At 36.6% G+C, this 24,868-nt stretch carries 19 protein-coding genes; 8 read left to right on the top strand and 11 right to left on the bottom strand.

The genetic code is table 11. From position 1 onward, the window contains the following. The first annotated feature begins 410 nt into the window (after nucleotides 1–410). Nucleotides 411–2,735 (top strand): right-handed parallel beta-helix repeat-containing protein, encoded by a 2,325-nt coding sequence (locus tag K9N40_08140; GenBank protein ID MCF7814433.1) that lies wholly within the window; start codon nucleotides 411–413, stop codon nucleotides 2,733–2,735. A 5-nt stretch (nucleotides 2,736–2,740) separates the two neighbouring features. Here the strand turns inward: K9N40_08140 and K9N40_08135 are convergent, their stop codons facing one another. The 9 genes from K9N40_08135 to rseP form a co-directional block, all read right to left on the bottom strand. After that, the gene (locus tag K9N40_08135) at nucleotides 2,741–3,220 is read right to left on the bottom strand and encodes a shikimate kinase (protein ID MCF7814432.1); all 480 of its coding nucleotides are present in this window, start codon (nucleotides 3,218–3,220) and stop codon (nucleotides 2,741–2,743) included. Nucleotides 3,221–3,287: 67 nt separating this feature from the next. Further along, nucleotides 3,288–5,615, bottom strand: a complete 2,328-nt coding sequence (locus tag K9N40_08130; GenBank protein MCF7814431.1) for a 30S ribosomal protein S1 — start codon at nucleotides 5,613–5,615, stop codon at nucleotides 3,288–3,290. Further along, a complete protein-coding gene (locus tag K9N40_08125; protein MCF7814430.1) occupies nucleotides 5,612–6,499 on the bottom strand; it encodes a 4-hydroxy-3-methylbut-2-enyl diphosphate reductase in 888 nt (295 codons plus the stop codon). Before K9N40_08125 ends, K9N40_08130 begins: the two co-directional genes overlap by 4 nt. Next, nucleotides 6,489–7,085: a 1-acyl-sn-glycerol-3-phosphate acyltransferase gene (locus K9N40_08120; GenBank protein ID MCF7814429.1), complete on the bottom strand. Its 597-nt coding sequence runs from the start codon at nucleotides 7,083–7,085 to the stop codon at nucleotides 6,489–6,491. The genes K9N40_08125 and K9N40_08120 overlap by 11 nt, the downstream gene beginning before the upstream one ends. Beyond that, complete coding sequence (cmk, locus tag K9N40_08115; GenBank protein ID MCF7814428.1) at nucleotides 7,078–7,752, bottom strand: (d)CMP kinase; 675 nt, start codon at nucleotides 7,750–7,752, stop codon at nucleotides 7,078–7,080. The genes K9N40_08120 and cmk overlap by 8 nt, the downstream gene beginning before the upstream one ends. Nucleotides 7,753–7,764: 12 nt before the next feature. Next, nucleotides 7,765–8,214 (bottom strand): hypothetical protein, encoded by a 450-nt coding sequence (locus tag K9N40_08110; GenBank protein ID MCF7814427.1) that lies wholly within the window; start codon nucleotides 8,212–8,214, stop codon nucleotides 7,765–7,767. Then, nucleotides 8,207–9,142, bottom strand: a complete 936-nt coding sequence (locus K9N40_08105; protein MCF7814426.1) for a hypothetical protein — start codon at nucleotides 9,140–9,142, stop codon at nucleotides 8,207–8,209. The genes K9N40_08110 and K9N40_08105 overlap by 8 nt, the downstream gene beginning before the upstream one ends. A gap of 2 nt (nucleotides 9,143–9,144) precedes the next feature. Beyond that, entirely contained in the window at nucleotides 9,145–10,260 is a 1,116-nt protein-coding gene (gene tgt / locus K9N40_08100; protein ID MCF7814425.1) for a tRNA guanosine(34) transglycosylase Tgt, read from the bottom strand. Nucleotides 10,261–10,424: 164 nt separating this feature from the next. Beyond that, the gene (rseP, locus tag K9N40_08095; GenBank protein MCF7814424.1) at nucleotides 10,425–11,738 is read right to left on the bottom strand and encodes an RIP metalloprotease RseP; all 1,314 of its coding nucleotides are present in this window, start codon (nucleotides 11,736–11,738) and stop codon (nucleotides 10,425–10,427) included. 184 nt (nucleotides 11,739–11,922) lie between these two features. On the opposite strand from rseP, the gene K9N40_08090 reads away from it, so the two are divergent. The 6 genes from K9N40_08090 (at nucleotide 11,923) to K9N40_08065 (ending at nucleotide 19,993) form a co-directional block, all read left to right on the top strand. After that, nucleotides 11,923–13,137 carry a hypothetical protein gene (locus K9N40_08090; GenBank protein ID MCF7814423.1) on the top strand — a complete coding sequence of 405 codons (1,215 nt, stop codon included), beginning with the start codon at nucleotides 11,923–11,925 and terminating at the stop codon, nucleotides 13,135–13,137. 220 nt (nucleotides 13,138–13,357) lie between these two features. Next, a complete protein-coding gene (locus K9N40_08085) occupies nucleotides 13,358–14,554 on the top strand; it encodes a M23 family metallopeptidase (GenBank protein MCF7814422.1) in 1,197 nt (398 codons plus the stop codon). 254 nt (nucleotides 14,555–14,808) lie between these two features. After that, nucleotides 14,809–17,760 (top strand): hypothetical protein, encoded by a 2,952-nt coding sequence (locus K9N40_08080; GenBank protein MCF7814421.1) that lies wholly within the window; start codon nucleotides 14,809–14,811, stop codon nucleotides 17,758–17,760. Nucleotides 17,761–17,768: 8 nt separating this feature from the next. After that, complete coding sequence (locus K9N40_08075) at nucleotides 17,769–18,392, top strand: hypothetical protein (GenBank protein MCF7814420.1); 624 nt, start codon at nucleotides 17,769–17,771, stop codon at nucleotides 18,390–18,392. Beyond that, on the top strand, nucleotides 18,392–19,378 hold the full coding sequence (locus K9N40_08070) for a hypothetical protein (GenBank protein MCF7814419.1): 987 nt from the start codon (nucleotides 18,392–18,394) through the stop codon (nucleotides 19,376–19,378). The genes K9N40_08075 and K9N40_08070 overlap by 1 nt, the downstream gene beginning before the upstream one ends. A 12-nt stretch (nucleotides 19,379–19,390) precedes the next feature. Further along, nucleotides 19,391–19,993: a hypothetical protein gene (locus K9N40_08065; GenBank protein ID MCF7814418.1), complete on the top strand. Its 603-nt coding sequence runs from the start codon at nucleotides 19,391–19,393 to the stop codon at nucleotides 19,991–19,993. A 94-nt stretch (nucleotides 19,994–20,087) separates the two neighbouring features. On the opposite strand, the gene K9N40_08060 is transcribed toward K9N40_08065, so the two are convergent. Beyond that, nucleotides 20,088–21,344, bottom strand: a complete 1,257-nt coding sequence (locus K9N40_08060) for a glycosyl transferase family 1 (GenBank protein ID MCF7814417.1) — start codon at nucleotides 21,342–21,344, stop codon at nucleotides 20,088–20,090. 167 nt (nucleotides 21,345–21,511) lie between these two features. Between K9N40_08060 and K9N40_08055 the strand changes: the two genes are divergently transcribed. Continuing rightward, nucleotides 21,512–21,760 (top strand): hypothetical protein, encoded by a 249-nt coding sequence (locus K9N40_08055; GenBank protein ID MCF7814416.1) that lies wholly within the window; start codon nucleotides 21,512–21,514, stop codon nucleotides 21,758–21,760. 433 nt (nucleotides 21,761–22,193) lie between these two features. Here K9N40_08055 and K9N40_08050 read toward each other — a convergent pair whose 3' ends face one another. Beyond that, a complete protein-coding gene (locus tag K9N40_08050; protein ID MCF7814415.1) occupies nucleotides 22,194–24,542 on the bottom strand; it encodes a hypothetical protein in 2,349 nt (782 codons plus the stop codon). Between the last annotated feature and the right edge of the window lie 326 nt (nucleotides 24,543–24,868).

Here is a 24,868-nt window from a genome sequence, read left to right as displayed (position 1 = left end):
TGGCAAAGACAGCACAGGAAAATCCGTTTCCAGCGGTGTTTACTTTTACCAGATTTCCACTTCATCTCAAACGATCAAGAAGAAAATGTTAATGTTAAAGTAACGCAAACATCTTGTTTGCGAAATCCTTGCGAAGGTTAAATTCCCCTCTTGAGATTTATAAGCCTTTGGCTTAGGGATGCGGCCAGCCAAAGGCTGGTAAACTTTAGCCGAGGGGTGTGTGAAACCTTCGCAAGGTTATTTTTTAGTCCCCCTTTGTAAGGGGGAAAAAGGGGATTTAATGAGAATAGAATTAATTATGAATCTTACAAAACCCCTCGTACTCCCCTTACGAAGGGGAGCTTAATAATGATCAGGGGGTTATTATTAAATCAAAACTTATAGTTTTCTTCGCGCTATTTAGCGTTTCTTTGTGGCTGCATTCTACCACCTGGTACATCAAACTAGATGGCACCGGAGATTTTACTACAATCCAGCAAGGTATAAATGTATCTACGCATAGTGACACAGTTCTAGTTTATCCTGGAACGTATTACGAAAACATTGATTATAATGGTAAAAACATCACTGTAGCAAGCTTGGAACTCACCACGAGTGATCCACAATATATTTCACAAACAGTTATCGATGGTCAACGTCAAGGTAGTTGTGTGAGTGTTGTTTCTGGTGAAACAAACACGATTTTACAAGGTTTAACTATTAAAAACGGTCAAGGTAATCAGGCGTTAACTTCTTGGGGTGGAGGTATTACAATTTATGTTGAAGATACACAAGTAAATAATAGCATAATTAATTGTGTCATAACAGAAAATTATGCAATTGCTGGTGCGGGTTTGAGTATTTTCAATACAAATCTTTTCTTATCAGGTACAGTTATTCGCAATAATTTTGCCGATCGAGCTGGTGGTGCTATAGGTGTTAGTGGAGATTCTAATGTTACTTTTGACGAAGATAACAGGTGTAATATTTATAATAATCTTGCTGCTTATATGTCAGAGATTTACATTTCTTCTATTCATGTTACAGACTTCACAGTTATCGTAGATACTTTTACTGTGTATGTACCTTCGGAATATTTTGTTAGTAATGTTAGAGCGATAGCAGTTACTTATAATTTTGATATTTTGAATAGTTATCTTGAGCCAATTGATCACGACTTATACGTTTCTCCAAATGGCAGCGATGAGAATTCAGGTCTATCTCCAGATCAACCAATGTTAATAATCAATCGAGCAGTAAGAAAAGTTGCATCGAACCCTGATAACCCAAATACAGTATATTTACTGCCTGGTTTTTATAATGATACTTCTAATCCATTACAATTACCATTTGGTTGTAAGCCTTATGTTAATATTATTGGTAATAATTTGAATGATACTATTATCGATGGTGAATCAAATCTTAATACATTATTTATGGGTCTATCTGGATATGAACATTCGTTAGTGAAAAATCTCTCGTTTCTTAATGGTTTTTGTAATGGCAAACTAGTTTGGTTACACAATACAGATTTTATTGTATTTGAAAACATACTTATTCAGGACTGTATTATAACAGGCTTTGGTGCTGCTATTTCAAGTAGTACAGCTGGTGGAAACATTGAACTAAGAAATGTTACAGCTTATAATACAGAAAGTCAAATTGGTAGCAACTCAGGTGCTTGGTTTAATGGTACTACTTATTTTGAAGCAACCGATTGTACATTCTCTAATAATTCAATTTCAGGTGGTCCTTGTCATTCAGCAGGACTTTATGTAATGAGTAGTGGAGATGTGAATATTGAGAATTGCAAGTTTATTAATAATTCTGGTCCCTGCCCTACATATTTTGGTTATGCAAGTGCTTTACTAGTGAATGATTATAATGGTGAAATTGGTGATATAAATATAAATAATAACCTTTTTTTAGACAATCATATCGAAAATGGTAGGGGTACAATCTATATAGACTCCGAACCCAATAGTTCAATACATTTCTCTAACAATACAGTTGTTAATAATATTTCATCTTATGGGGTTAGCTTTAATGGTAACATGTATCTTCAAAATAATGTTTTACGAAATCCAGGTGATTATGAGGTTGGTTTATTGTATGATCCTTATCTAAATTTTCCTAGCACACTTTATTCTTTATATAATAATATTGAAGGTGGAAGTTCTGCAATTTTTAGCGATAATAATTCAAATGTTATCAACTTGTTAGAAGGCAACATTGACGAAGATCCTCAATTCTTGCTTTCCGGTGATGATCCTTATCAACTCTCCGAGCTTTCTCCCTGTATCGATAACGGTACGCCTGACACAACAGGATTATTTCTGCCACCTTGGGATTTACTTCATCACGGACGTATATGGGATGGTGATGGAAACGGATTGGCAACAATTGATATGGGTTGTTATGAGTTTGGGGCTCCACCGGTAGTCAGTGTAGAAGATCCGGTTGTTATTCCAAATGATGAGATAAATCTATGCAACTACCCAAATCCCTTCAATCCATCCACAACAATCAGCTTCAACGTAACACAAACGTCCTCGTTTGTGACTCTGGAAATCTTCAACATCAAAGGTCAAAAAGTAAAAACACTTTTAAATTCACTTCTTTCTGCTGGTCACTTTGAATGCGTATGGAATGGAAAAAACGATGCTGGAAAGAGCGTATCTTCAGGTGAATATTTCGCAAGGCTTAAAGTGAATGGAGAAGAAATAGATGTGAGGAAAATGCTGTTGATGAAATAATCTGATCAATCAAGCAATTTTATCAGTTCTTTCAGCTCTGTTCCTTCAAATAATATGTCGGCGCATTCTTCATAAAAGGGTTGTCTTTCCGACCATAAACTAAACAATTCCATTTCACTGCGATCTAAAACTAATGGTCGATAAGAGTTTACAATACGAGAACGAATAATTTCCCATTTGGGATTCAGCCAGATGATTTTATTCTGTGATTTTTTCAGGAAATCTCTATTTTTTGTTTCCAGCACAATTCCGCCGCCGGTAGAAATAATTCCTGATTTTCGCCAATTCAATAAAATCTTCGATTCCAATTTTCTGAAATATTCTTCACCTTTCCGGGCAAAAATATCATTCACATCCAAACCTGCTTTTTTCTCGATAGCACAATCCAGGTCATAAAAATCCAATTCCAAATGTTCTGCCAGTTTCTCTCCCAGAAACGTCTTACCAACTCCCATAAAACCTATCAAAAAAATATTTTCTTTCATTGAATCTCCCATAGAAAAAGGCGACTAAAATTAGCCGCCTTAATTATATTCATCTTAGTGATTCCAATTATTTTTCTTCTTCCTGCTTTTCTTCTTCTGGTTCTTCATCTGTTGTTTCTTCTTCAGGAGTTTCTTCTTTAGCTTTCTCTTCAGCAGGTTTTTCTTCTTTCTTTTCTTCAGCTTCTGGTTTTTCTTCAGGTTGTTCTTCTGTTGATTCTTCTTTTTCTGTTTCTTTTTCTTCGGGTTTTTCTTCTTCTGGTTTTTCTTCAGGTTGTTCTTCTGTTGATTCTTCTTTTTCTGTTTCTTTTTCTTCGGGTTTTTCTTCTTCTGGTTTTACTTCTGCTTTTTCCACTACCTGTTCTTTCTTAGAATTTTCTACTGGTTCTTCTTTCGTTTCTTCAGCAGGTTTTGGCTCTTCTTCTTGTTCAACCAGATTTTCTTTTATAGCACGTCTCTTTTCGATTTTTTCGCGAACTTTCTGTTGATGTTCGTCTACATATTTCTGAAGTTCTTCTGCATCTTTGGCAAAGTAATAAGCTTTTACGCTGAGGATAAGTCTTCTATTTTCCAGATCGAGTTCGATGATCTTAAGGGGAAGTTCTTCACTCACTTCAAAAGCCATTCCTGCTTTTTTCAGTCCAGGAATTGCCAGATGAGAAAGTGGAACAAATCCTTCTACCATATTTCCATCAACTCCCACATCCACTAAAACACCTTTGGAGATAAGTTTTACGATTTTAGCTTTCAGCTCGGTATTGATCGGAAGTTTCTCATCCAGTTTATCCCAGGGATCTTCGGTAAGCTGTTTCACGCCCAGTGCAATTCTGTGTAATGTTTTATCGATGGAAATAACTACAACTTTCACTTCCTGACCTTTTTTGTAAACTTCTTTGGGATGATAAATTCGCTTCGTCCAGGAAATATCGGATATATGAATAAGACCTTCTATATCTTTTTCGATCTCAACAAAAACACCAAATGGAGTGATGCTTTTAATTGTACCTTTCAAAACGGATCCGATTGGATAACGTTCTTCTATGGTAAGCCAGGGATTCGGTTCCATCTGCTTGATTCCCAGAGAAATTCTTTTCTCTTCTTTGGAAGTATGTAAAACGATTGCTTTTATCGAATCACCAAGTTTCAGGATCTGCTTTGGATGTTTGATCTTCTTAGTCCAGCTCATTTCAGAAATATGAACAAGGCCTTCTACGCCAGATTCTAATTCTACGAACACACCATAATTGGTAATGTTCACAACTTTACCAGAAACAATGGTTCCTTCCGGATATTTTGTTTCGATGTTTTCCCAGGGATGAGGAACAAGCTGCTTAAGTCCAAGAGAAACTTTACCTTCATCTACATCATAATTGAGAACTTTTACTTTAACTTTATCGCCGATATTCAACATATCACTAGGATGCTTGATGTGTCCCCAACTCATATCTGTGATATGAAGCAGGCCATCAATTCCACCCAGGTCGATAAAAGCACCGTAATCTGTAATATTGCGAACTTCACCATCAAGCTCTGCACCTTCTACGATTACTTTACGAAGTTCTTGTAGTTTTTCTTCTTGTTCTTCGATGAGAACTTTCTTGCGAGAAACTATTATATTTCTTCTTTCTTTATCTATTTTCAGAATTTTGAAATCAGACTCTTTTCCGATGAACTGATCTAAATTCGGAATTGGTTTTGTGGATATTTGTGAACCGGGAAGAAAAGCTTCTAGTCCATCAATTTCAACTATCATTCCGCCTTTCACACGTCGACGCAAAATACCTTTTACAGATTCATTCTTATCGTGAACTTTTTCCAATTCTTCCAGATTCAAATAGAAATCTGCTTTCTTTTTGGAAAGCTTGAGACGTCCGGAACCATCTTCCACAGAATCGATGTAAACTTTGATTTTGCTTCCAATCTCCGGCAAAGTGGAATTGGTGAATTCACGAATTGAAATAGCACTTTCCGATTTGAAACCGATGTCAACCAGAACTGATCTTTCATCAACACTTACTACTGTTCCTTCCACGATCTTTCCTGCATCGAATTTGCTGAAATGTTCATCCAAAAGACTCATCATATCCATTTCGTCTTTTTTCTTTTTGGAAAGTTCTTTTGGTTTTTCAGTTTTCACTTCTTCAACTTTCTCTTCAGTTACTTCAGCAGGTTTTTCAGTTTCTTCAGTTTTTTCAGCAGGTTTTTCTACTTTTTCTTCTGCTAATTCTGCTGGTTGCTCTTCTTTCTTCTCTTCGGTTTTTACTTCTTTGGTTTCTTCTTTTGCTTCCGTTTCAGGTTGTTTGATTTCTTCTTTTACTTCTTCTTTTTTTGTTTCTACAAGAACTTCTTTTTTAGGATTTTTTTCATCCTTGATTTCTTTTTGATCGTTAACAATCATTCATCCTCCTTGAATCCGGGAATATCTTCGATATTATCTACTTTTTTATCGATATTCCCCATACATTTAATAATTTTGTTGTGTACTTCCACGATAATCCAGTCTGGTGTGGAAGCACCTGCCGTGATACCGATATTTACCTTATCTTTAAACCACTTACATTCGATTTCACGTTCTGTTTCAATGTGATATGTCTCTACAAAATTTTTGCTGATCTTGGCAAGCATTTTTGTGTTTGAACTGTTTTTTCCGCCTATCACTATCATTACTTCACTTTGTTTTGCCAGTTCAACAGTCGATTCCTGACGAACACTTGTAGCATTGCAAATAGTATTGATGACGCGGATTTCATGGCTTTGGGAAATCAGTTTTTGAACCAGATTTTCCAAATCGGTTATATTTCGAGTCGTTTGACAGATAATTCCGATCTTACCAAATTTTTTCGCAGGAAGTTCGCTGGCATTTTCTACAATGATAACTTCTCCATCCAGATAGGAACGAAGTGCTTTCACTTCGGGATGATCTTTGTCTCCCATTATGATAACCTGATATCCTTCCTTACTCAGAATCTGTGCTTGTTCCTGAGCTTTGGAAACGTAAGGACAAGTGGCGTTTATGATCTCAATTCCGAAATCCTGCAATTCCAGTAGAGTTTCTTTTTTTACTCCATGAGAACGGATGATAGTTGGTCTATTATTAATTTCTTTTGTATCATCCACACTCATGATACCTTCACTGGCAAGTTTTTGTACCATCTGAGGATTATGAATTATCGGCCCCAGAGTTATGATTGAATCATGATTTTTGGCAGCATCCAAAGCTAAATTTATAGCTCTTTTCACTCCAAAACAAAAACCTGAATTTCTGGCAATTCTAACACTCATTTTTCAACTCTAATATTTTTTTCATTACATTTTCTGATAGCTTCTGATAATTTTCTTTATTTGCTTGCAAACCTGCAAATTCATCAGATTTTATTTTTTCTCCAATTACTATTTTCAACCTTTTTTTACCAAGAAAACAAGACCAGAAATCAGTTGAATTTTCGATGTAAACCGGACAAATATCCGTCTTCGCCTCGATAGCAAATTTGCCGATTCCCGATTTAACTCGAGTCGATTTTCTGGTTCCTTCTGGAAAGATCAGGATAGATCGTTTTTTGCGAAGCACCAATTTTACTCGAGTTATAGCAGATTTATCAATTCTTCCTCTTTTTATTGGAATGCAATTTACGCTGAGCAAAAATGCACCGAAAAGTTTATTCTTGAAAAGTTCCCATTTTGCAAGATAGTGAATTTCAAAAGGCACCAAAGATCCAATAAAAGGCGGATCGAAAGCTGAAATGTGATTAGCAGCAATTATGCAATTTTGCAAATTGCTCAAACGTTCTTTATTATATATTTTCAATCGCCAGAATATTCTCATGTATAATCGAACTAAAGCTGTAATCGCTGCATAAGTTCTACGCATTTTTACCTCGCAAAATTATCTCGTACAAAAAATCTACCTGCTGTGGAATTGTCATATTACTTGTATCTATTGGGATGGCATCTTCTGCCTGTTTAAGTGGAGAAATTTTTCTGGTTGAGTCATTTTTATCTCGCCAGATAAGCTCTTTTTCAATTGCTTCCAGACTAAGTTCTTCCCCTTTACTTTTTGCTTCTTCCCAGCGACGAACTGCACGTGTATGAACATCGGCTATCATAAAAAATTTAAAATCAGCATCAGGAAATACCACTGTTCCAATATCGCGGCCATCCATTATCACGCCACCATCTTGTCCCATTATTCTCTGCAGTTCCACCATTTTTGTTCGCACATTTCCAATTATTGCAATCTGAGATGAAAGTTTTGTTATATCCGCTTCCCGAATTCTCTCGGAAACATCTTCCCCATTCAAAATAATTCTGTTTCCGTTTTCGTTGTAATGAATATCAATTGTAATTTTATTCAACATTTCTGCTAAAGCTATTTCATCAGATAAATCAACTTTTTCCTGTAAAGACATGAGTCCGCAGGCACGATACATTGCTCCCGAATCGATATAAATATATTTTAGTTTTTTTGCCAGGCTTTTGGCAGTCGTACTTTTTCCCGAAGCTGCCGGTCCATCGATCGCAATTACATATTTTTTCATTCTTAAAATTCCTTAAAACCTATATTCTAAACTGACCATATTATCTTCAAATTTCAATCTGATTTTATCTTTTGTTTCATCATAATCATAAAGATGAGCATCCACATAAGCGTCAATTGTTGAGAGAAAAATAACAATTCCTGCCCACCAGATATCGCTTTGCCTTTTATTGTAATAATCTACATATTTTGCATAATCCTCATCATTTTGAGATAACTCAAATTTATCGTACCAGTCTTCTGCTTTGATATGATGATTCACAGCTAAACCAATGAATGTGAGTTCCAGACCGGCAACAATTCCGCATTTCAAATAGCTTTCGTTGTAAAACTGACCTCCACCTGGAACTATTAATGAAAGAGCTGCTGCTTTCATGGGAATTTTCTTCTTTGCTTTTTCCTCTTCACAAAAGATAGACATTGATATTATATTGATCATAAATATCAGAAGAAGTTTACGCATTATCAATTTTATCCTTTAGAAGTTTATAAAATAACGGAATCATAATTTCGTGATGACCTACAAAATAATAGCCTTTCCCACCACTTAACGTTGGACGATGTACAATGTTTGTACGTGGACGATAATGCATATTCATATCAAAAACAGCAGTGTAAAAATTCTTAAGTGGGTAACCAAGATTTCGCACAACTGTGATCGCTTTCAAGAAAACTTCCGGCAATATAACAGCAGAACCGAAATTCAGAAAAACACCACCTTCATTCAATTGGATCAAGTTGTTGCAGAGAATTCTAAAATCGCGCATTGAACAATCTCCGATCGCTGCACCATCAGCTGTTTCATGCTGATGATTAATATCTGTTCCCAAAGCCACATGAACTGTGAATGGAACATCGTATTCATATGCTTTTGCCACCAGAGATATTTCATTGTTTGGTGCTTTGTTTTCTACTAAATATTTTCCTACTGCTTCACCGTAACCAAGTTTATTTTCAGCAGCATTTTGGATCGTCTTATTTAATGAATCACAAGTTTCTGTAACCATCCCAAATGAGCCATCTTCCAAAGCAGTTGCCACATCTTCCGAAGTTTTTCCAAACATCGCTAGTTCAAAATCGTGAATGATAACAGAGCCATTCGAAGATAACCCTTTTATCCAACCTTTTTTTATCATCTCGATCAGAAAAGGAGCAAGTCCGCATTTGATTACATGCCCACCCAGAGCTACAAATATCGGTTTTCCGGCCTTGATTGCATCAGCACAACGATCGACAAGTTCTTTTAAATCTTTGGCAGCCAGAATATCTGGAAAATTCAATTCACTTAAATCTTCAATCTTAGCAAGATCATCTAAATGTACTTTGCTGGGTCGATCCTTGATCGAATACTTCTTCAATTCCTCCAAACTGATCTCTTTAAATTTTCCCATAATTAATCCATTATTTCATCCAGTTTTGTTCCAAATGAATTTTTGAAAGATTCATAACGATCTTCCAAAATAGCTTTTCGAGCTTTTCCCACCAATTCCAGGTAAAAATGCAAGCTGTGAATCGTTGCCAGTTTCATACCCAGAAATTCATCAACACTGAACAAATGACGAATATAAGCACGGCTGAAATTACGGCAAGTATAACATTCACATTCGCTGTCGATAGGATCGAAATCTTCTTTGTAACGAGCAGCTTTTACAATCAATTTTCCATGGCGGGTAAACACAGTTCCTTTGCGCGCATTTCGAGTCGGCATCACGCAATCGAACATATCAATGCCGTTACCGATATTTTCCAGCAGATCATTTGGCGTTCCCACTCCCATTAAATAGCGAGGTTTATTCTGAGGTAAAATATCATTTAGTAATTCCGTGATGCGAAACATATCTTTTTTGTCCTCACCAACTGCCAAACCACCGATGGAATATCCAGGAAAATCCATTTCCATAAGCTTCTTTGCACTTTCTTCCCTCAGATCATCATAAATTCCACCTTGAACAATTCCAAATAGTGCTTGTTTAGCAGTGTTTTTATGAGCTTCCTTTCCGCGTTTTGCCCAATCCAGAGTTGTCTGCAGCGAATCTGCTACATATTTTTTGGTAGCAGGAAATGGTGGACATTCATCAAAAGACATGATGATATCTGCTCCGATGGCATTTTGAATTTCCATAACTTTTTCGGGTGTGAACATGTGATAGCTGCCGTCGATGTGAGATTGAAAACGAACACCTTCGGGAGTAATTTTTCGCAGTCCGCTCAGGCTCATCACCTGAAAACCGCCACTGTCAGTGAGGATAGGTTTATTCCATCCCATAAAATTGTGAAGACCACCGGCTTTTTTGATGATTTCATGACCGGGACGGAGATAAAGATGATAAGTGTTTCCCAGAATTATCTGAGCTTTGATCTCTTCCAGATTTTGCGGAGTAAGAGTTTTAACCGTTGCCCTGGTTCCCACCGGCATAAAAATGGGAGTTCTTATTTCTCCGTGCGGAGTTTGCAGAATTCCAGCTCTGGCTTTGCCGCTTTTACCTTCAAATTTAAACTCAAAAATAATTTATCTCCCTATTCCTAATCCTTGAAAAGGTTTACAAGGCTTTTCTTTCAACTAAACCTTTTCAAGGTTAATCTTCACCAAAACATTGATTCATGCTTAATCTTCACCAAACCATTGAAAAGGTAAAATGTAAGAATTCCTCTGACTGTAACCTTTTCAAGGTTTTAGTTACTCATTTCAGTTTCTTGTTGTTGGATGGCTGAATTCCGGCTGAAAATACGACTGAAGTCATTCCAGAAAGCAAATACCATCAAAAACAACAAAATGAAAATTCCAATATTCTGCAATATTATCTGCACTTTCAAGGATAATGGTTTTTTGAAAATTCCTTCGATAAAACAGAAAAATATATGACCGCCATCCAAAACCGGAATCGGCAGCAGATTCATTATCATCAGCACGATACTGATGGAAGCCAGGAAAAGAAGCACAACGTCAAATCCTTTTCCCGCAGTTTGCTGACTCATAGTGTAGATCATCACCGGTCCGCCAATATTGCTCTTGATAGCTTCCGGATGTGCTACAAGTTTGAACAGCAAAGCATAATTCATGTAAACGAAACTGATAGTAGAAACCGTACCGTAACCAATTGATTCGATCAGGTTGTAGCGTTCTTTTATTTTTACAGGACTCGGCATTGTAATGCCGATAACTTTATTATCTTGATAAATGTTGGTTTCCAGTTTCAAAGTTTTTTCAAATTCCTGGTCGTTCCGTCGAATTTTCAAAACTACTTCATCGTTAGGATTATCGGTGATCATTTCCCGCATTTCATACCAGTCACTCACAGGTTTTCTGTCCACTTCCAATATTTCATCTCCATCCATCAAACCAGATTTGAAGGCACTCATTCCCGGCGTTACTTGCCCCACTTGAGCTGGAACGAATGGTTTAACTCCTTCGTACCAGAAATTTGGGTTCAGAGCTGGAAGATCGATAATTTCTGTAAATTCACCACGTTGAATCTCGATAATGTTTTCTTTTTCAGTATTTGTATATTGAACGATCTGATTCCAACCCTTTATTTCGTTTCCATTAACTTCCAGAATTTCATCTTCAGGTTGGAAAATGCTGGAATAATTTTCTTCAACCACTCCTACAACTGGCTGAAGATCTTCATAATTTCTGCCAATAGCAAAAGAAGTAATGAACAGCAAAACTGCAAAAATCAGATTTAAAAACGGGCCGGCAAAAGCTATCAATGCTCTCTGCCACCAGGTTTTTGTCCGATAGGAATGCTCTGCATCCAAGATCTCTTCATCAGGATTTTCGCCAACCATTTTCACATATCCGCCCAAAGGTATCAATGAAATACGGAATTCTGTATCCCATTTGCGAAAAGAAAATAGCTTTTTCCCAAACCCGATCGAAAATTTTTCTACCTTCACACCAAATAAACGAGCTGCAATAAAATGCCCGAATTCATGAACCGTTACCAAAACTCCCAGAGCAATTATTGCCCCGATTATATTCCACATAAAACTTCCTAATTTCTTTATTTTAACGGCAATTGCCGCAATTTGTTCCAGTTCCGATTTTCCAGCTTTCAGGTCAAGTTTTTTGAATGCTATATGAAATGCTGACAACAAAAATCATGCTAGATCATTTGACAGAATTATAATCTTTTTTTTGCTAGAAACATCTTGTTTTTAAGGAAGGTGAATGAGAGAAATAGGTATATCAATTTTATTTTCTGTGATGATCTTTATGTTATCAAGTTGCGATTTACCTTTTAGTCAATTTGAAACTGAGACCTATACAATAACAGATTTTACACCTGAAAGAAATGCAGAAAACGTATCTGTTTTTCCTCAGATAATTGTTAATGATCATTTTGCAAGAGAAGTACACCAGAGTTTATATTTTGGCACAGAATCACCACCACCGGAAATTTACTTTCATTCATTAGAAAATTATAGTTCAACTCAAAATCCTATCCAGCTCAAATTCTTAGAAAATAATACTTTATATTACTGGAGAGTAAGAAATACTTATTATCAAACTGGCGTTTACTGCTATTATTACGATACTTATACTGCTGCATTCACCACATGCAGCAAAGATTCTATCCATCCAGAGATTTCAGTCATTTCACCTCAGAATGGTCAAACTTATTCAGGAAATATTCAAATTTTTGCTACTTTCAAAGATATTGATAAAATTGGATATAATCAATGCATTTTTGCGGAACAGGATACGTTATATGAAATCGCAAAAAGTGAAACTATTGACTTTGAATGGAATACTGTAGTTTCTGAATGGGGGACTAAAACATTAACATTTCAATCTTGGGATAACACAGGAGCTTTTAATGAAAGCAAAATTGAAATAAATATTTTACCACAGATTAACATTTATAATTTAACTTATTTTCCAATAGAGTTTTGCATTTTCGAATTGTTTGAATTGCAAATTGATAATTTTGAAACAAAAACTATTTCTTTTAAAGATTTTCCGTCTTCTATTTCATACACTTGGACAACAAAAGGCAATAGCCTGAATAATCAGCTTTTTGGAGAAATTATCACAGTTGATGGTATAATTAATTATTCAGAAATAGGTTCATTATTGACGATTAGGATACCTTCCAACTATGGAACCGTTTCAATCCATAATTATTCTGAAAATCATCAATTTTTTATATTAGAAGGTTTAGTATATTCTCATGGTCATTTGCAAACCGTTTTTAGAACAGAATTTAATATAGATATTGGTATCGATCGTTCTTATACATTAGGTTATTATGATTTAACCGAATTAAATTATTTTGCAATGTCTATTTGTGCTGATTCCTCTTATATTCCATTAGAAACACAGCAATTACATATTAATTCTGCTAGCAATCCTACAAATTATTATTTCTTTGAATTTGATTAATTCTGATTGAATATATTAAACAGTTTGAATCATATTTTGCCTGGTGATCTTGATTGAAAATTTAGATTATAGAAAAATACCCAACCCGAATTATCAGTAAAATCATCTTGAAAATGCTTAAATCCTTATCTGTTTGTTTATATTTCCCCCGATTTTCATTTGACAAGAATACCCGTAACTTCAAAAAAGCCTGTAAAAAAGTAATAGGTAAATAATATAAATGAATAGATTTTTTTTAATATTTTTTGTTTTGATATTTTTCTTAATTTCCTGCCAAAAAGAAGAACCAAAAGAAGTAATAGAGATCGATCCATTTCATTATAAACGGGGAGAATTGGAAAAGGGTGAAACTCTGGCAAATGCGTTAATGGATGAAGAAATTGATAATGCCACAGTTTACATGCTTGTAAATAAACTCAACGCAATTTATGATCTGCGATATTCTCATCCTGCCGATAGTTTTCTGGTAGTGTTAGATTCCTCTGATGTTGTTAACCAACTTCATTTCATGCCCGATCAGATCTATACATACAGTGTAATGATGGATACTTTCAATCCTGAAAAAGATTCCGTTTATAATTATTATACGAAAATTGATACGTTACCAACTTATAAAGTAACCAAAGTTATCGAAGGTCAAATCGATACTTCACTCTGGCAGGGAGTTTTGGATGCGAACGGCAATCCAAATCTGGCCATGACTTTTACTCAGATCTTCCAATGGGATATAGACTTCTTCATCGATCCGCAAAAAGGCGATAAATTCAAAATGGTGTATGAAGAATACATCACCAAAGACAGCATTTATGTAAAAACCGGAAATATCCTGGCAGCCCAATACAACACTAAAGGTTACGATAAAATTGCTTATCGATATAAAAACAAAAAAGGCATTGCAAAATATTATGACGAGACTGGAAAATCATTTCAGAAAGCTTTTTTGAAATCTCCTCTAAATTATAGCAGGATAACTTCTTATTTTGGAAAAAGAGTTCATCCCGTTACAAAGAAAGTTAGTTTTCATAGCGGAGTAGATTATGGAGCAGCACGTGGAACTCCTGTAGAAGCCACTGCAGACGGAACAGTGATCTATGCTGCCTGGCATCCAAATCATACGGGAAACACTGTGAAGATAAGACATGCAAATGGTTATGTAACTCTTTATGGTCATCTTAGTAAATATGGAAAATACAAAGTGGGAATGCGTGTTCAACAGCATGATATAATTGGTTATGTAGGTTCTACAGGAAGGTCAACCGGTCCACATCTACATTATACAATTTATCATCGTGGTAAACCTATAAATCCGCTAAGATTGAAAAACGTTGCCGGACCACCAGTTCCCCAAAAAGAAATGGAAGACTTTCAAAAAACAGTCGATGCATTAAACAGTTATTTCATTTCCGATCAAGAATAAACCTGACCTTACATAGTTTAACAGGCTTGTTATTATAATTTTACAAACTCAACTTAGAAATAAAAGATTGACAAAAAACTTCTGAATATAAACTCAGTGACTAATCGCTCAGTGAAATTGGTGTATAGTGTTAAATAATGTTAAGATATAATAAAGAAATTATGGTTGACAATAAAGCTGTTAAAGAATGTTTTTGCAAAAATTTTGAGTTTTAAGACAGTTAAAACTGGAAAAAATAAAGTAAGGAGAAATTTATGAAGTTAAACCTTTCTAAATCGGGTTCACTCCTGATTTTGCTGGTCTTTAGCTTTCTGCTTATTCCTCTTCCATCTCATGCGAACTTAACAGATGCAGATTACATCGTCACGAAACTGCAAACGCATGACATTCCCAACGATGATGGATCGGGACTAAGAATCAGCTGGCGACCTCTGCCAAAAGAAAGAAGGATCATCGAATACCGCGTTTACCGTGGTGTTACCTTGGATTCTCTTTTCTTTATTGGAAAGATCGATGTAAATGTGAAAACAGGCGTATTGGCCGATGAACTCAATTTCTACGACACAGATTTTAATTACTTTCTGGATACTCAAGCTCATGGAAAATTAAAACGCGAACAGGGTCAACCAAAAGATGGTGTCCTTTTCCGTCGCTATCCCCGCGACATCAAAATTGTGGGACCTCAGCTGAAAGAATATGACATTCTGGCTGTGATAGAAGAAAATGATTTCTACTACAATACTAAGAAAGTAGAAGTAGAAAAAGATGAAGAAACCGAAGTGTATGGCGGAATCAAATTGCGCCATGTGGCCCAGTTTGCCAAAAAATTAATTGCCGATCACGAGTATTATTACACCGTGGTGGCAGTTGATGAAGCACGCAGGTTTCATCCACATGCAATTCCAGAAGTGGGTATTCCCAGAGACAATTCGCCGGAAAAGCCGAAAGAGTTTTTTGCTGCTTATGTAGAAGATGAAAAACGACTGCAATTCGAGTGGGAACTGGCTTCATTTGCCGATGACCATTGGCATCACAGCATCTACCTGCTTTCCGAAAAGGATCTGGCTCAATACGACAAATATCTGCTGGAACAGAAATTGAAAGAAGAAAATGATGTTGCAGTAAAAGAAGATCCCACGTTAGGAGTATATGAACCAGAAACCGAAAATCCTCTACAATTAATCTTTCGCCGTGGCAGCGGCTACCCCTACACTCCGGATGTTACCGCCGCAATCCAAATCGAAGATAATAAGATTATTGATGAAGAAAACAACATCGATGTATTGTTCGATGAGAATAATCTGAACGACTACTATTTTGTTTTCTCTTTTGATGATTATTCCGGCTATGAAACTTTTTCCGATAAAGCTCAGGCCGACATTATCACGACGAATGATCTGCCCAGAATTGGAAATTTCGATGTGGCTGATGCTCCCAATGATAAAGGAGATTACAATCTGATAATGTGGGAAATGCCTACGGTTTATATCACTACTTCCAACTACGTGAACAAAGAAAAAACAAAATTACTGATTAATTATGAACCTCAAACAAATCAAAATTATATAATCAGAAATATTTATTTCCGCGTGTTTGATGATTTTGGAAAGGAGATAGATTTTGTAAATGAATACTACCTCGACAATAAAATAATTGTGAAACTGCCCGATGATTCAGATAAAAAACAAAAACTACATTTCGATATGACATTCAAATGCAATAAACCCCTTCCAGAAAAATATATGATCTCACAAACGGTTACATTCGATGAAATATCACTTTCCATGATGCCTGGAAAAGCTTTACTGCAAAATGGCGAATACGAAGAATACCTGAGCGATTATCAATATTTTGTGTACAAGAAAAATTACACCAGCTCGGAATACAGACTTTCCAGAAAAGTAAATGGTTCTTACCGTGAACTTGCTGATAATATCCGTCATGGAATAACCAATTTCAAGATAATCAAAGAATACAACGAAGATAAAGCTCTTTATCTATTTTCTCCTACATTCAGTTTGAAAAGAGGACTTAGTGCCAATCTTTATCGTTCAGAAATGGAAAAGAACAAGGAAACATATCAGCAGGAAATAGATAAATATACTGCCAGCAAAGACACCTTGGAAACTGAAGCTGAGATTGCTGATGCAATTGAAGCAATAGATTATTATACCGAGCAGTTAGAAAATCTGGAAAATAATCCTATCCTGCAAAAAGCCAGCAGCTATAAAAGCAAATATAATCGCACCAAATATTTGCAGATGGTTAGAAGAAACGCTGTCCGTTCTTTCGAATACAAAATCGTAAAAAGTGCCGGCAAAGCACGCTTTTCAAGTACAGATGTACTGGTTTTAGACAAACCGTTCAGACCTACTACTCTTTATTCCAAACATCTTGAAGGTTGGGGAACACAGTTCTTTAAACCCTGGTCAAACTGGTTCAACGTAAAAATGCTGCCCACTCTTATCGCTTCTCTGTTATTCGGAGTTCTGGTGTTTGTAATGATCAATAAAGCTCGTAAAGGTCACGATCTTTACATTCGACCAATTGCCGGTATTCAGGAAATTGACAATGCCATCGGTCGTGCTACAGAAATGGGTAAACCTATCCTGTTCGTACCAGGAACTTCGGGCATCGGTGATGTGGCAACATTAGCTGGTTTGGCGATTTTGAGTAAAGTTGCCAAGAAAGCTGCCGAATATGATACAAAAATCCTGGTTCCCTGCCGCGATTATCTGGTTCTGCCCGTTGCTCAGGAAATAGTTAAGGAAGCTCATTATGAAGCGGGAAGACCCGATTCATTCGATAAAGGCAGTGTTTTCTTTATCACGCAGACACAATTTGCTTTTGTGGCTGGAGTCAATGGTATCATGGTTCGTGAAAAAACAGCTACAAACTTCTATATGGGAATGTTCTGGGCAGAAGCTCTGCTGATGACCGAAACCGGTGCCAGCACCGGAGCTATCCAGATTTCCGGTACAGACGCTGTTACCCAGATTCCTTTCTTTATAACTACTTGCGATTATACCCTGATAGGAGAAGAACTCTATGCCGCTTCAGCCTACATGGCTCGTGAACCAAAACAACTGGGAACATTGAAAGCTGTTGATTATCTAAAATTATTGATCTTGATCTTCATACTGTTCGGAACTGTGCTTTCCACATCTCACCTCACATTCCTGATCAATTCGTTCCCTGAGAAATAGGAGGATAAATGAAAAGACAAATACCATTATTAATAGTAATAATACTCGGATTCATATTTGCCATCCATACTTTTGTTCCTCATAAAGCTTCTGCCGATTTTTATGATTGGTATCAGACCTGGATGAAAGCAATTTCACCTTTCATGGTTTTATTGGGCATTATGAGCCTGTTCATGGTAAATACAGCCAAGATCAGAAGGAAAGTGCCAAACTGGCAATATAGTGTTGTAACGCTTTTATCGCTGATCGTAACAGGAGCGATAGGCTTCATTTGGGGAACTCAGGAAGGAACTCCCTTCATGTGGACTTTCAAGAATATTCAATTGCCAATGGGAGCAACCATGTTCTCGCTCTTGGCATTTTATATTGCTTCGGCAGCTTACAAGGCATTCAGGGCAAGATCACTGGAAGCTACCGTACTTTTAGCCGCAGCTATTATCGTGATGCTGGGACAAGTACCGATCGGTATGGCAATCTCCAAATGGATCCCGGAAGTTTCCAATTGGATTTTGAACGTTCCCAACCTGGCTGCAAAACGCGGCATTGCCTTGGGAGTTGGTTTGGGAATGACGGCAACTTCACTTAAAATTCTGCTTGGAATTGAGCGAACATATCTGGGTGGAGGTGAATAATGGCGAACGAAAAAAAGAATTTCTTTGATCGTATGCAGGCTCTGGATAGACGCTACATCTATCTGGTTGTAGCTCTTGCCATCATCCTGCCTTTGATCATTCCGTTTAACAGCAAAACCTACGTAACTGAACCGGCAGAAAATGTTTACAAGAAAATCGATTCGTTCGTTTCGCCGGAAACCAATCTGGGCCGAAGAGATAGAGCTGTTCTTCTGGTGTTCAATCATGATGCTTCTACCATGGCAGAATTATTTCCAATGGAAGTATCTATTTTACGGCATTGCTTCCAAAGAAAGATACCGGTTTTCACCATCTGCTTTCTGCCTACTGCCAAACCTCTCATGGATTATGCCTTACAAACCGCCAAAGAAGACTTCAACGTTCAATCTGGAATTGATTATGTGAATTTCGGTTTCAAACCCTGGGCACTTTTCACTCCGATCGTTTTGGGAATGGGAGACGATATCGCCAAAGCGGTGGAAACTGATGATGAAGGCAGGATCGTGGAAAATCTGGAAATCATGAAAGAAATAAAGAATTATAATGAAATGAACCTGGTAGTAGATTTTGCTGCTTCGGCAGCAGTAGTCAGATGGATCACATATGCTCGTTCCAGATTTGGTGCAAATGTAGCTGCCGGTGTTACTGCCGTGATGGCTGCCGATAATTATCCTTATCTGCAAACCGGACAATTGGTCGGTATGCTGGCAGGATTGAAAGGTGCAGCAGAATATGAAAAACTGGTAGATGTATTTGCCATGCACCGGGTCAAAGAAAATGGCGTAGAAAAAATTGTTTCGCGTAATTATAGCAAAGAAGTTCTCAAAGATAGTTGGATAAAGCTATCCGACATCAAAAACACAAGTTATAAGATGGCTCGACTCGGCATGAATGCGCAGACAATAGCTCATATTATGATAATCGTTTTCATTGTTCTGGGTAATATTGGTTACTTCGTGAACAAAAAACGAGATGCAAAGAAATAGAAGGAGGAAGACATGTCATTTGAAGCAATAAGCAATTTCATTGCAGCGTTTTTTACGCTGAGTATATTTTCTTTCCTGTACAAGGACAATCCATTTTACAAATTTGCCGAAGCCATGTTCGTGGGCGTTTCCATGGGATACGCCATTCCTCTTGTCTATATCAATACGTTCATACCGTTTGTTTATAGACCAATATTTGTGGAACACAACTTCTGGATTCTGATCCCGGCCTTGATGGGTTCATTATACATATTCCGTTTCAGCAAAAATTACAGTTGGTTGTCACGTTATCCTATCGTATTTGGTATGGCCATCGTTGGTATGGGTGTACCGCTTTCCATGCATGCTTCCGTGCTGGTGCAGATGCGTAGTGCCATGATGCCGATCGAAACTTTGAACTCTGCCTTGATATTTGTCGGTACAATTACCATCCTGCTGTATTTCTTCTTTAGTAAGGAACATAAGGGCGTTTACGGCAAAATCACCAATATCGGAATCTGGTACATGATGGTAGGTTTCGGTGCCTCATTTGGTTATACAGTGATGGCGCGTATTTCACTACTTATCGGTCGAATCCAGTTCCTTTTGGGAGACTGGTTGGGAGTGATGAAATAATCTAAAATAAGATAGATTAAAGCCCTCGAGTTTTCGGGGGCTTTTTATTAACCTTGAAAAGGTTTACAAGTAAGTCACAGTCTTATAAACCTTTTCAAGGTTTCGAAAGAATCTCCGCTAAAAGTTTAGTTTGCTCTTTTCTGCTGTATTTTTCAATTTTACTTCTGTTTCGATTCACTTTGCTTCTGGTATTAAAGTGTTTTTTTATGAAGTCCGAAATTCCAGATTTGTCATTGTAATCGAACATCTGTCCCGATTTAGAGTCTTTCAGGATTGCTGCTGCGTCTCCTTTTACAGGTCCAATTCCCAGTATTGGTACTCCCGAACCAAGATATTCATAGAGCTTTCCAGTAAGAATTCCTTTGTTATCTGGAACGTTGTTAATCACTAAAATTAACAGGTCTGAGCTGATCATTTTCTCCAAAACTTCTCGATGAGAAATATAAGAATGGAAAATAACTATTTGATGCTCATCCAAATCTTTTAGTTTTTCAGTTACATTTTTACTAACATTTCCCCAGAAATCGATTCTGCATTCATTAGCAACCTCGGGTATCTGATTTATAACTTCTATTATTATCTCAGGATTGCGTTCGATGGTGATATTGCCAAAATAGCTGATCGTGAATTTATCATTTTTCTTTTTTTGAATGTCTTCAAAATCTTCCGGATCAAAACCATTGGAGATTATTCTGCTTTTTGAATCTACCTTAAGATCTGAAATAATTTTCTGGTTAATACTGAGAACCAGGTCACAATTTTGTACAACTTGATCTTCCAATTTTCTATCCAAATTTTCTGTAATCGGATTTCGTTTAACTTTTTCCAGGTAATCTATTTTCGTCCAGGGATCACGAAAATCTGCAATCCATTTAATTTTGAATTTTTTCTTTAACTTTAGACCGATCAAATGCGTAGAATGAGGAGGACCAGATGTTACAATGCAATCATAATTATTAACACCCAATTCTTTTTTGGCAGCTTGTAGAGCATATTTATTCCAAATCTTACGAGCATCAGGAATAACCAGGTTCAAGCGAATCCAGATAGATAACTTCTTTAATATTGAATCATTGCTATTTATTTCTAAACTGCCATAAGGAGTCGATTGTGAACCTTTCTGCGAAAAGAATTTTCCAAATGTTGGCGTTTTTGTTCTGATAACTTGAACATCTTGTGGAACTTCTCTTTCTAATGAATGATCAAGGGCAGGATAATCTCCTTTTTTGGTGGTGATAACAGTTGGCTGCCAGCCAAATTGCGGTAAATATTTCACGAATTTGAGCCAGCGCTGCACGCCTGCTCCGCCACTGGGCGGCCAGTAATAAACAATTATCAGGACTTTCTTCATTTAACTTACCAATTCCTTATTGCTCCCCTTCACAAGGGGAGATGTTGCGAATAATTTCGGAACAGAAGGGTTTTGTACTCAATTTTTCAATTCCTCATTTTACTCTTTGACAATCCTGACAAACACACAGTTTTTTGTCCAAAGAAAAGATTTTTAAGGAAATAGAAATGAGAGATATTGATAGAAAAGTGTTCCAGAAAATCGGTGATGACGGCATCACATTTGATGGTGTGATGGAGATAATCGACCGTATGAGCAAAAGCGAACTAAAAAAGAGCTTTGAAGATGACTGTTTGTTTCAATCTTTACGTTATTTTTCCAAAAATGTGATTGATATGCTTTTGCGTTACCAGTTGATAAAAAAAGAAGGAAATAAATATCTAAAAGTGAAGAAGAAAAAGGAAGAAAAGAAATAACATCCTTTCCGAAACCTTCTCTCGCAAACTCTTCTTTATTGGTTTCGGAAAGTTATTGCAGATTTGACTCGTGAACAAAGTACAAACATAGAATGCTGAAAGTTTACTGCAAAACAGGAGTTTTGCCTAATATTGCATTCCCAAACGGAATTTGGGAACGAGAAATAAAGGAAGAAAAGAAATAACATCCTTTCCGAAACCTTCTCTCGCAAACCCTACTTTATTGGTTTCGGAAAGTTCTGAAAAATTCCTAAATAACATTCGATAAGAGATCTATTATACTTTTCCGACAGCTAATAATAGAAGTGCTGAGAGAAGCTGACGGAAAATCAACAACGTCATATTGAGGAACACTTCTTGGCAAACGACGAAATATAAACTCGCTAATCCTTCGTCAACTTACTGTGAAAGAAATACTCAGGATGACGCAAAATCACTTCAATAAAATCATTTTCTTCACTTCCACTTCTTCACCATCAATTTTAAGTTTGGCGAAGTATTCTCCCGTAGAGACGCTTTTGTTGGTGCTATCTTTTCCATTCCAATTGCATTCGTATGTACCAGGTGCTGTTGTACAATCCAGCAGAGTTTTCACTTTCTGGCCTTTGATGTTGTAGATTGCTAATTCGATTTTTCCTGCATCTACCAAATCCAGCTTTATAGTTGTTGATGGATTAAACGGATTGGGATAATTTGAAATATTAGTTTTGAGAGGTGAGATTTGAGGAATTTCCGGTTCTTCAATTCCAACTCCCTGCCACTCGTAAGCTCCCATATCGATTGTATCTCCATAAATACGTGGATTACCTGCCAAATCGTATTGAGGTAATTCTACCCCGTAAGGTAAATTCAATGTACCGGCATCGATACAGGGAGAATACTCGGAAAGTGCATAAGGCCAATCATAATCTTCACCAAGCCAGAGGGGATTGTTACTGAGCATTATTGTATAATCCCAGTTAATATTATTTGTTCCACCCATTTGTACTATTCCACCTTCACCGCCTTCTATCAATGAATTCCACGCATTGAGTGTACAAGGACCAAAAGCACCGTTTAGACAAATCTCGGCAAATACATCTCCATAAAGAATAGAATTTACAATATTAGCTTCTGATTGATCCATTAGTTGAATAGCCGAACCCATATGCAGAGTAGAATTATCCCCAATTGTGCTGTTAACAAGGTTTAGTTTGGTTTGCCAATCAATGAGTATAGCCACTTCATTAGGCAGCCATTCAAATGACTCCTCCGAATTGTTTGTAATCTCCGAATTTATCACATTTACAACTAATGAATCCATATTAACAGTTGTTCGATATACTCTAAGTGCTCTGTTGAAATTATCAGAGTTATTATTAATATACCTGTAATTAACCACGTTAAATACAGGATCATTTTTGCTTGTGTAAAGATATATCCCAGATGAACCAAAAACTCCTTCAACAACATAATTATCAATCGATAGATCAGAGAATGATGCATTAAGTGAATGACCATGATAATTTTCCTGATCATCATTTAAAATTTTTATATTTTTAAATAATGCTTCAGTGTTTTGTGTTATGCTAATATTCCATTGATCCAGAGAATTGATTAACGTAAAATTTTCTATTTTATATCTATGTTGTGGATCGTAGGCATAGATATGACCACCATTAAATTCTGCATCAAGGATAGTATTTTCCCTTGATTCACCCACCAAATCCACAAAGCTTTTCAGATGGAGAGGATATATTTGATTGTTTTGAGAAACTGAATAAGTACCGTCCGCTATATGAATAGTTTTCTGCATTGTGCTGTCCGAATATATTTTAGCCAATGCATAAGCTATTGATTGTAAGGGTTCATCAGGTGAAATTCCACTGTTATTATTATCACCATCCGCTGAAACATAAAGGTCATGATTCACCTGCTCAATCATGGAATGCTGGCAACTGAACGAAAACATTCCCGGTTGTGGAATACCGGCACCTCCTGATGTTGGAAAAATAAAATAATAACCTTCTGCCGGAGCTGCTACTGTAAATGTATCTAAAAGTATTTCATGGTATTGTGAGTAAGGTCCGATTGTAATTTCATTACCACATCCAGAAAAATTAAGGTAAATACTATTTAGTATTTCATTATCAAAAACTGCGTTAGCATTGTAAGCTAAACGTAATCCCCCTCCCTTTCGTAACGACCGATTATACCTAATTGTATTACCAGCTAAAGTTGATTCAACATTCTCCCAAAAATTTAATCCACCACCATAAATTGCTATATTGTTCTGAACTATATTCTTTTCTAATCTTATTGTTGATTCATCTCCATATACTCCTCCACCTGTAGATTCTGCGGTATTATTCTGGATTATGTTCTTTTCTAATCCTATTATTGATTCATCTCCATAAACTCCACCACCTTTATTATGAGCAGAACTTCCCGAACCTTTCCCATTTTGAATTACAAATCCGCAAATATAGACTTCGCCTGTTTGTACTGATTGAATAATAAATACGCTGCCATTATGAAAGCCATCCAGAATTGTCTGAGATATGTAATTTTCATTACCAGTAGTGAGATATAAACTGCCTATTGTCAGGTACTTTTCTTCTATTACCAGGTTTTCGTAATATGCACCGGGATAAACTAATAATGTATCACCATCTGTGCAGAAATCAATTCCTTCCTGAATGGTAGTAAAGTCGCCTGTTCCGTCTTGTTTGATTTCCCAGATAGTGGAGTGCAGCCACGAATTTACACAAATTAACGCTAACAAAAGAAAATATTTTTTCATTTAGCCCTCTGATCGTTATTAAGCTCCCCTTTGTAAGGGGAGTACGAGGGGTTTTGGTAGATAAATAATTAATTCTAATCTCATTAAACCCCCTTTGATTCCCTCTTCTAAAGGGGGACTGACAAATAACCTTGCGAAGGTCGATAATCTTTGAAAGTTGCACAACCTTCGCAAGGATGATTACATGTTATTTAAAGTTTAGTCCAATTGACCATAGGAAAGTTGACAGATCAGGCTGGACATTCCTGATCGTCTTAAAGAAAAAAATAAGGAGAGTCCTATGGCTAAGAAAAAACAAGATGACTATTTGGGAATCGGTCGTCTCA

It is taken from the genome of Candidatus Cloacimonadota bacterium, assembly GCA_021734245.1.
Taxonomy (GTDB): domain Bacteria; phylum Cloacimonadota; class Cloacimonadia; order Cloacimonadales; family TCS61; genus B137-G9.
This window is presented reverse-complemented; position numbering and strand designations above follow the sequence as displayed.

Bases quoted from the DNA above. Each gene is read 5' to 3' on its own strand.
- K9N40_08135 (MCF7814432.1), bottom strand. From the start codon at position 3,220: ATGAAAGAAAATATTTTTTTGATAGGTTTTATGGGAGTTGGTAAGACG.
- K9N40_08130 (MCF7814431.1), bottom strand. From the start codon at position 5,615: ATGATTGTTAACGATCAAAAAGAAATCAAGGATGAAAAAAATCCTAAA.
- K9N40_08125 (MCF7814430.1), bottom strand. From the start codon at position 6,499: ATGAGTGTTAGAATTGCCAGAAATTCAGGTTTTTGTTTTGGAGTGAAA.
- K9N40_08120 (MCF7814429.1), bottom strand. From the start codon at position 7,085: ATGCGTAGAACTTATGCAGCGATTACAGCTTTAGTTCGATTATACATG.
- cmk (MCF7814428.1), bottom strand. From the start codon at position 7,752: ATGAAAAAATATGTAATTGCGATCGATGGACCGGCAGCTTCGGGAAAA.
- K9N40_08110 (MCF7814427.1), bottom strand. From the start codon at position 8,214: ATGCGTAAACTTCTTCTGATATTTATGATCAATATAATATCAATGTCT.
- K9N40_08105 (MCF7814426.1), bottom strand. From the start codon at position 9,142: ATGGGAAAATTTAAAGAGATCAGTTTGGAGGAATTGAAGAAGTATTCG.
- rseP (MCF7814424.1), bottom strand. From the start codon at position 11,738: ATGTGGAATATAATCGGGGCAATAATTGCTCTGGGAGTTTTGGTAACG.
- K9N40_08090 (MCF7814423.1), top strand. From the start codon at position 11,923: ATGAGAGAAATAGGTATATCAATTTTATTTTCTGTGATGATCTTTATG.
- K9N40_08085 (MCF7814422.1), top strand. From the start codon at position 13,358: ATGAATAGATTTTTTTTAATATTTTTTGTTTTGATATTTTTCTTAATT.
- K9N40_08080 (MCF7814421.1), top strand. From the start codon at position 14,809: ATGAAGTTAAACCTTTCTAAATCGGGTTCACTCCTGATTTTGCTGGTC.
- K9N40_08075 (MCF7814420.1), top strand. From the start codon at position 17,769: ATGAAAAGACAAATACCATTATTAATAGTAATAATACTCGGATTCATA.
- K9N40_08070 (MCF7814419.1), top strand. From the start codon at position 18,392: ATGGCGAACGAAAAAAAGAATTTCTTTGATCGTATGCAGGCTCTGGAT.
- K9N40_08065 (MCF7814418.1), top strand. From the start codon at position 19,391: ATGTCATTTGAAGCAATAAGCAATTTCATTGCAGCGTTTTTTACGCTG.
- K9N40_08060 (MCF7814417.1), bottom strand. From the start codon at position 21,344: ATGAAGAAAGTCCTGATAATTGTTTATTACTGGCCGCCCAGTGGCGGA.
- K9N40_08055 (MCF7814416.1), top strand. From the start codon at position 21,512: ATGAGAGATATTGATAGAAAAGTGTTCCAGAAAATCGGTGATGACGGC.
- K9N40_08050 (MCF7814415.1), bottom strand. From the start codon at position 24,542: ATGAAAAAATATTTTCTTTTGTTAGCGTTAATTTGTGTAAATTCGTGG.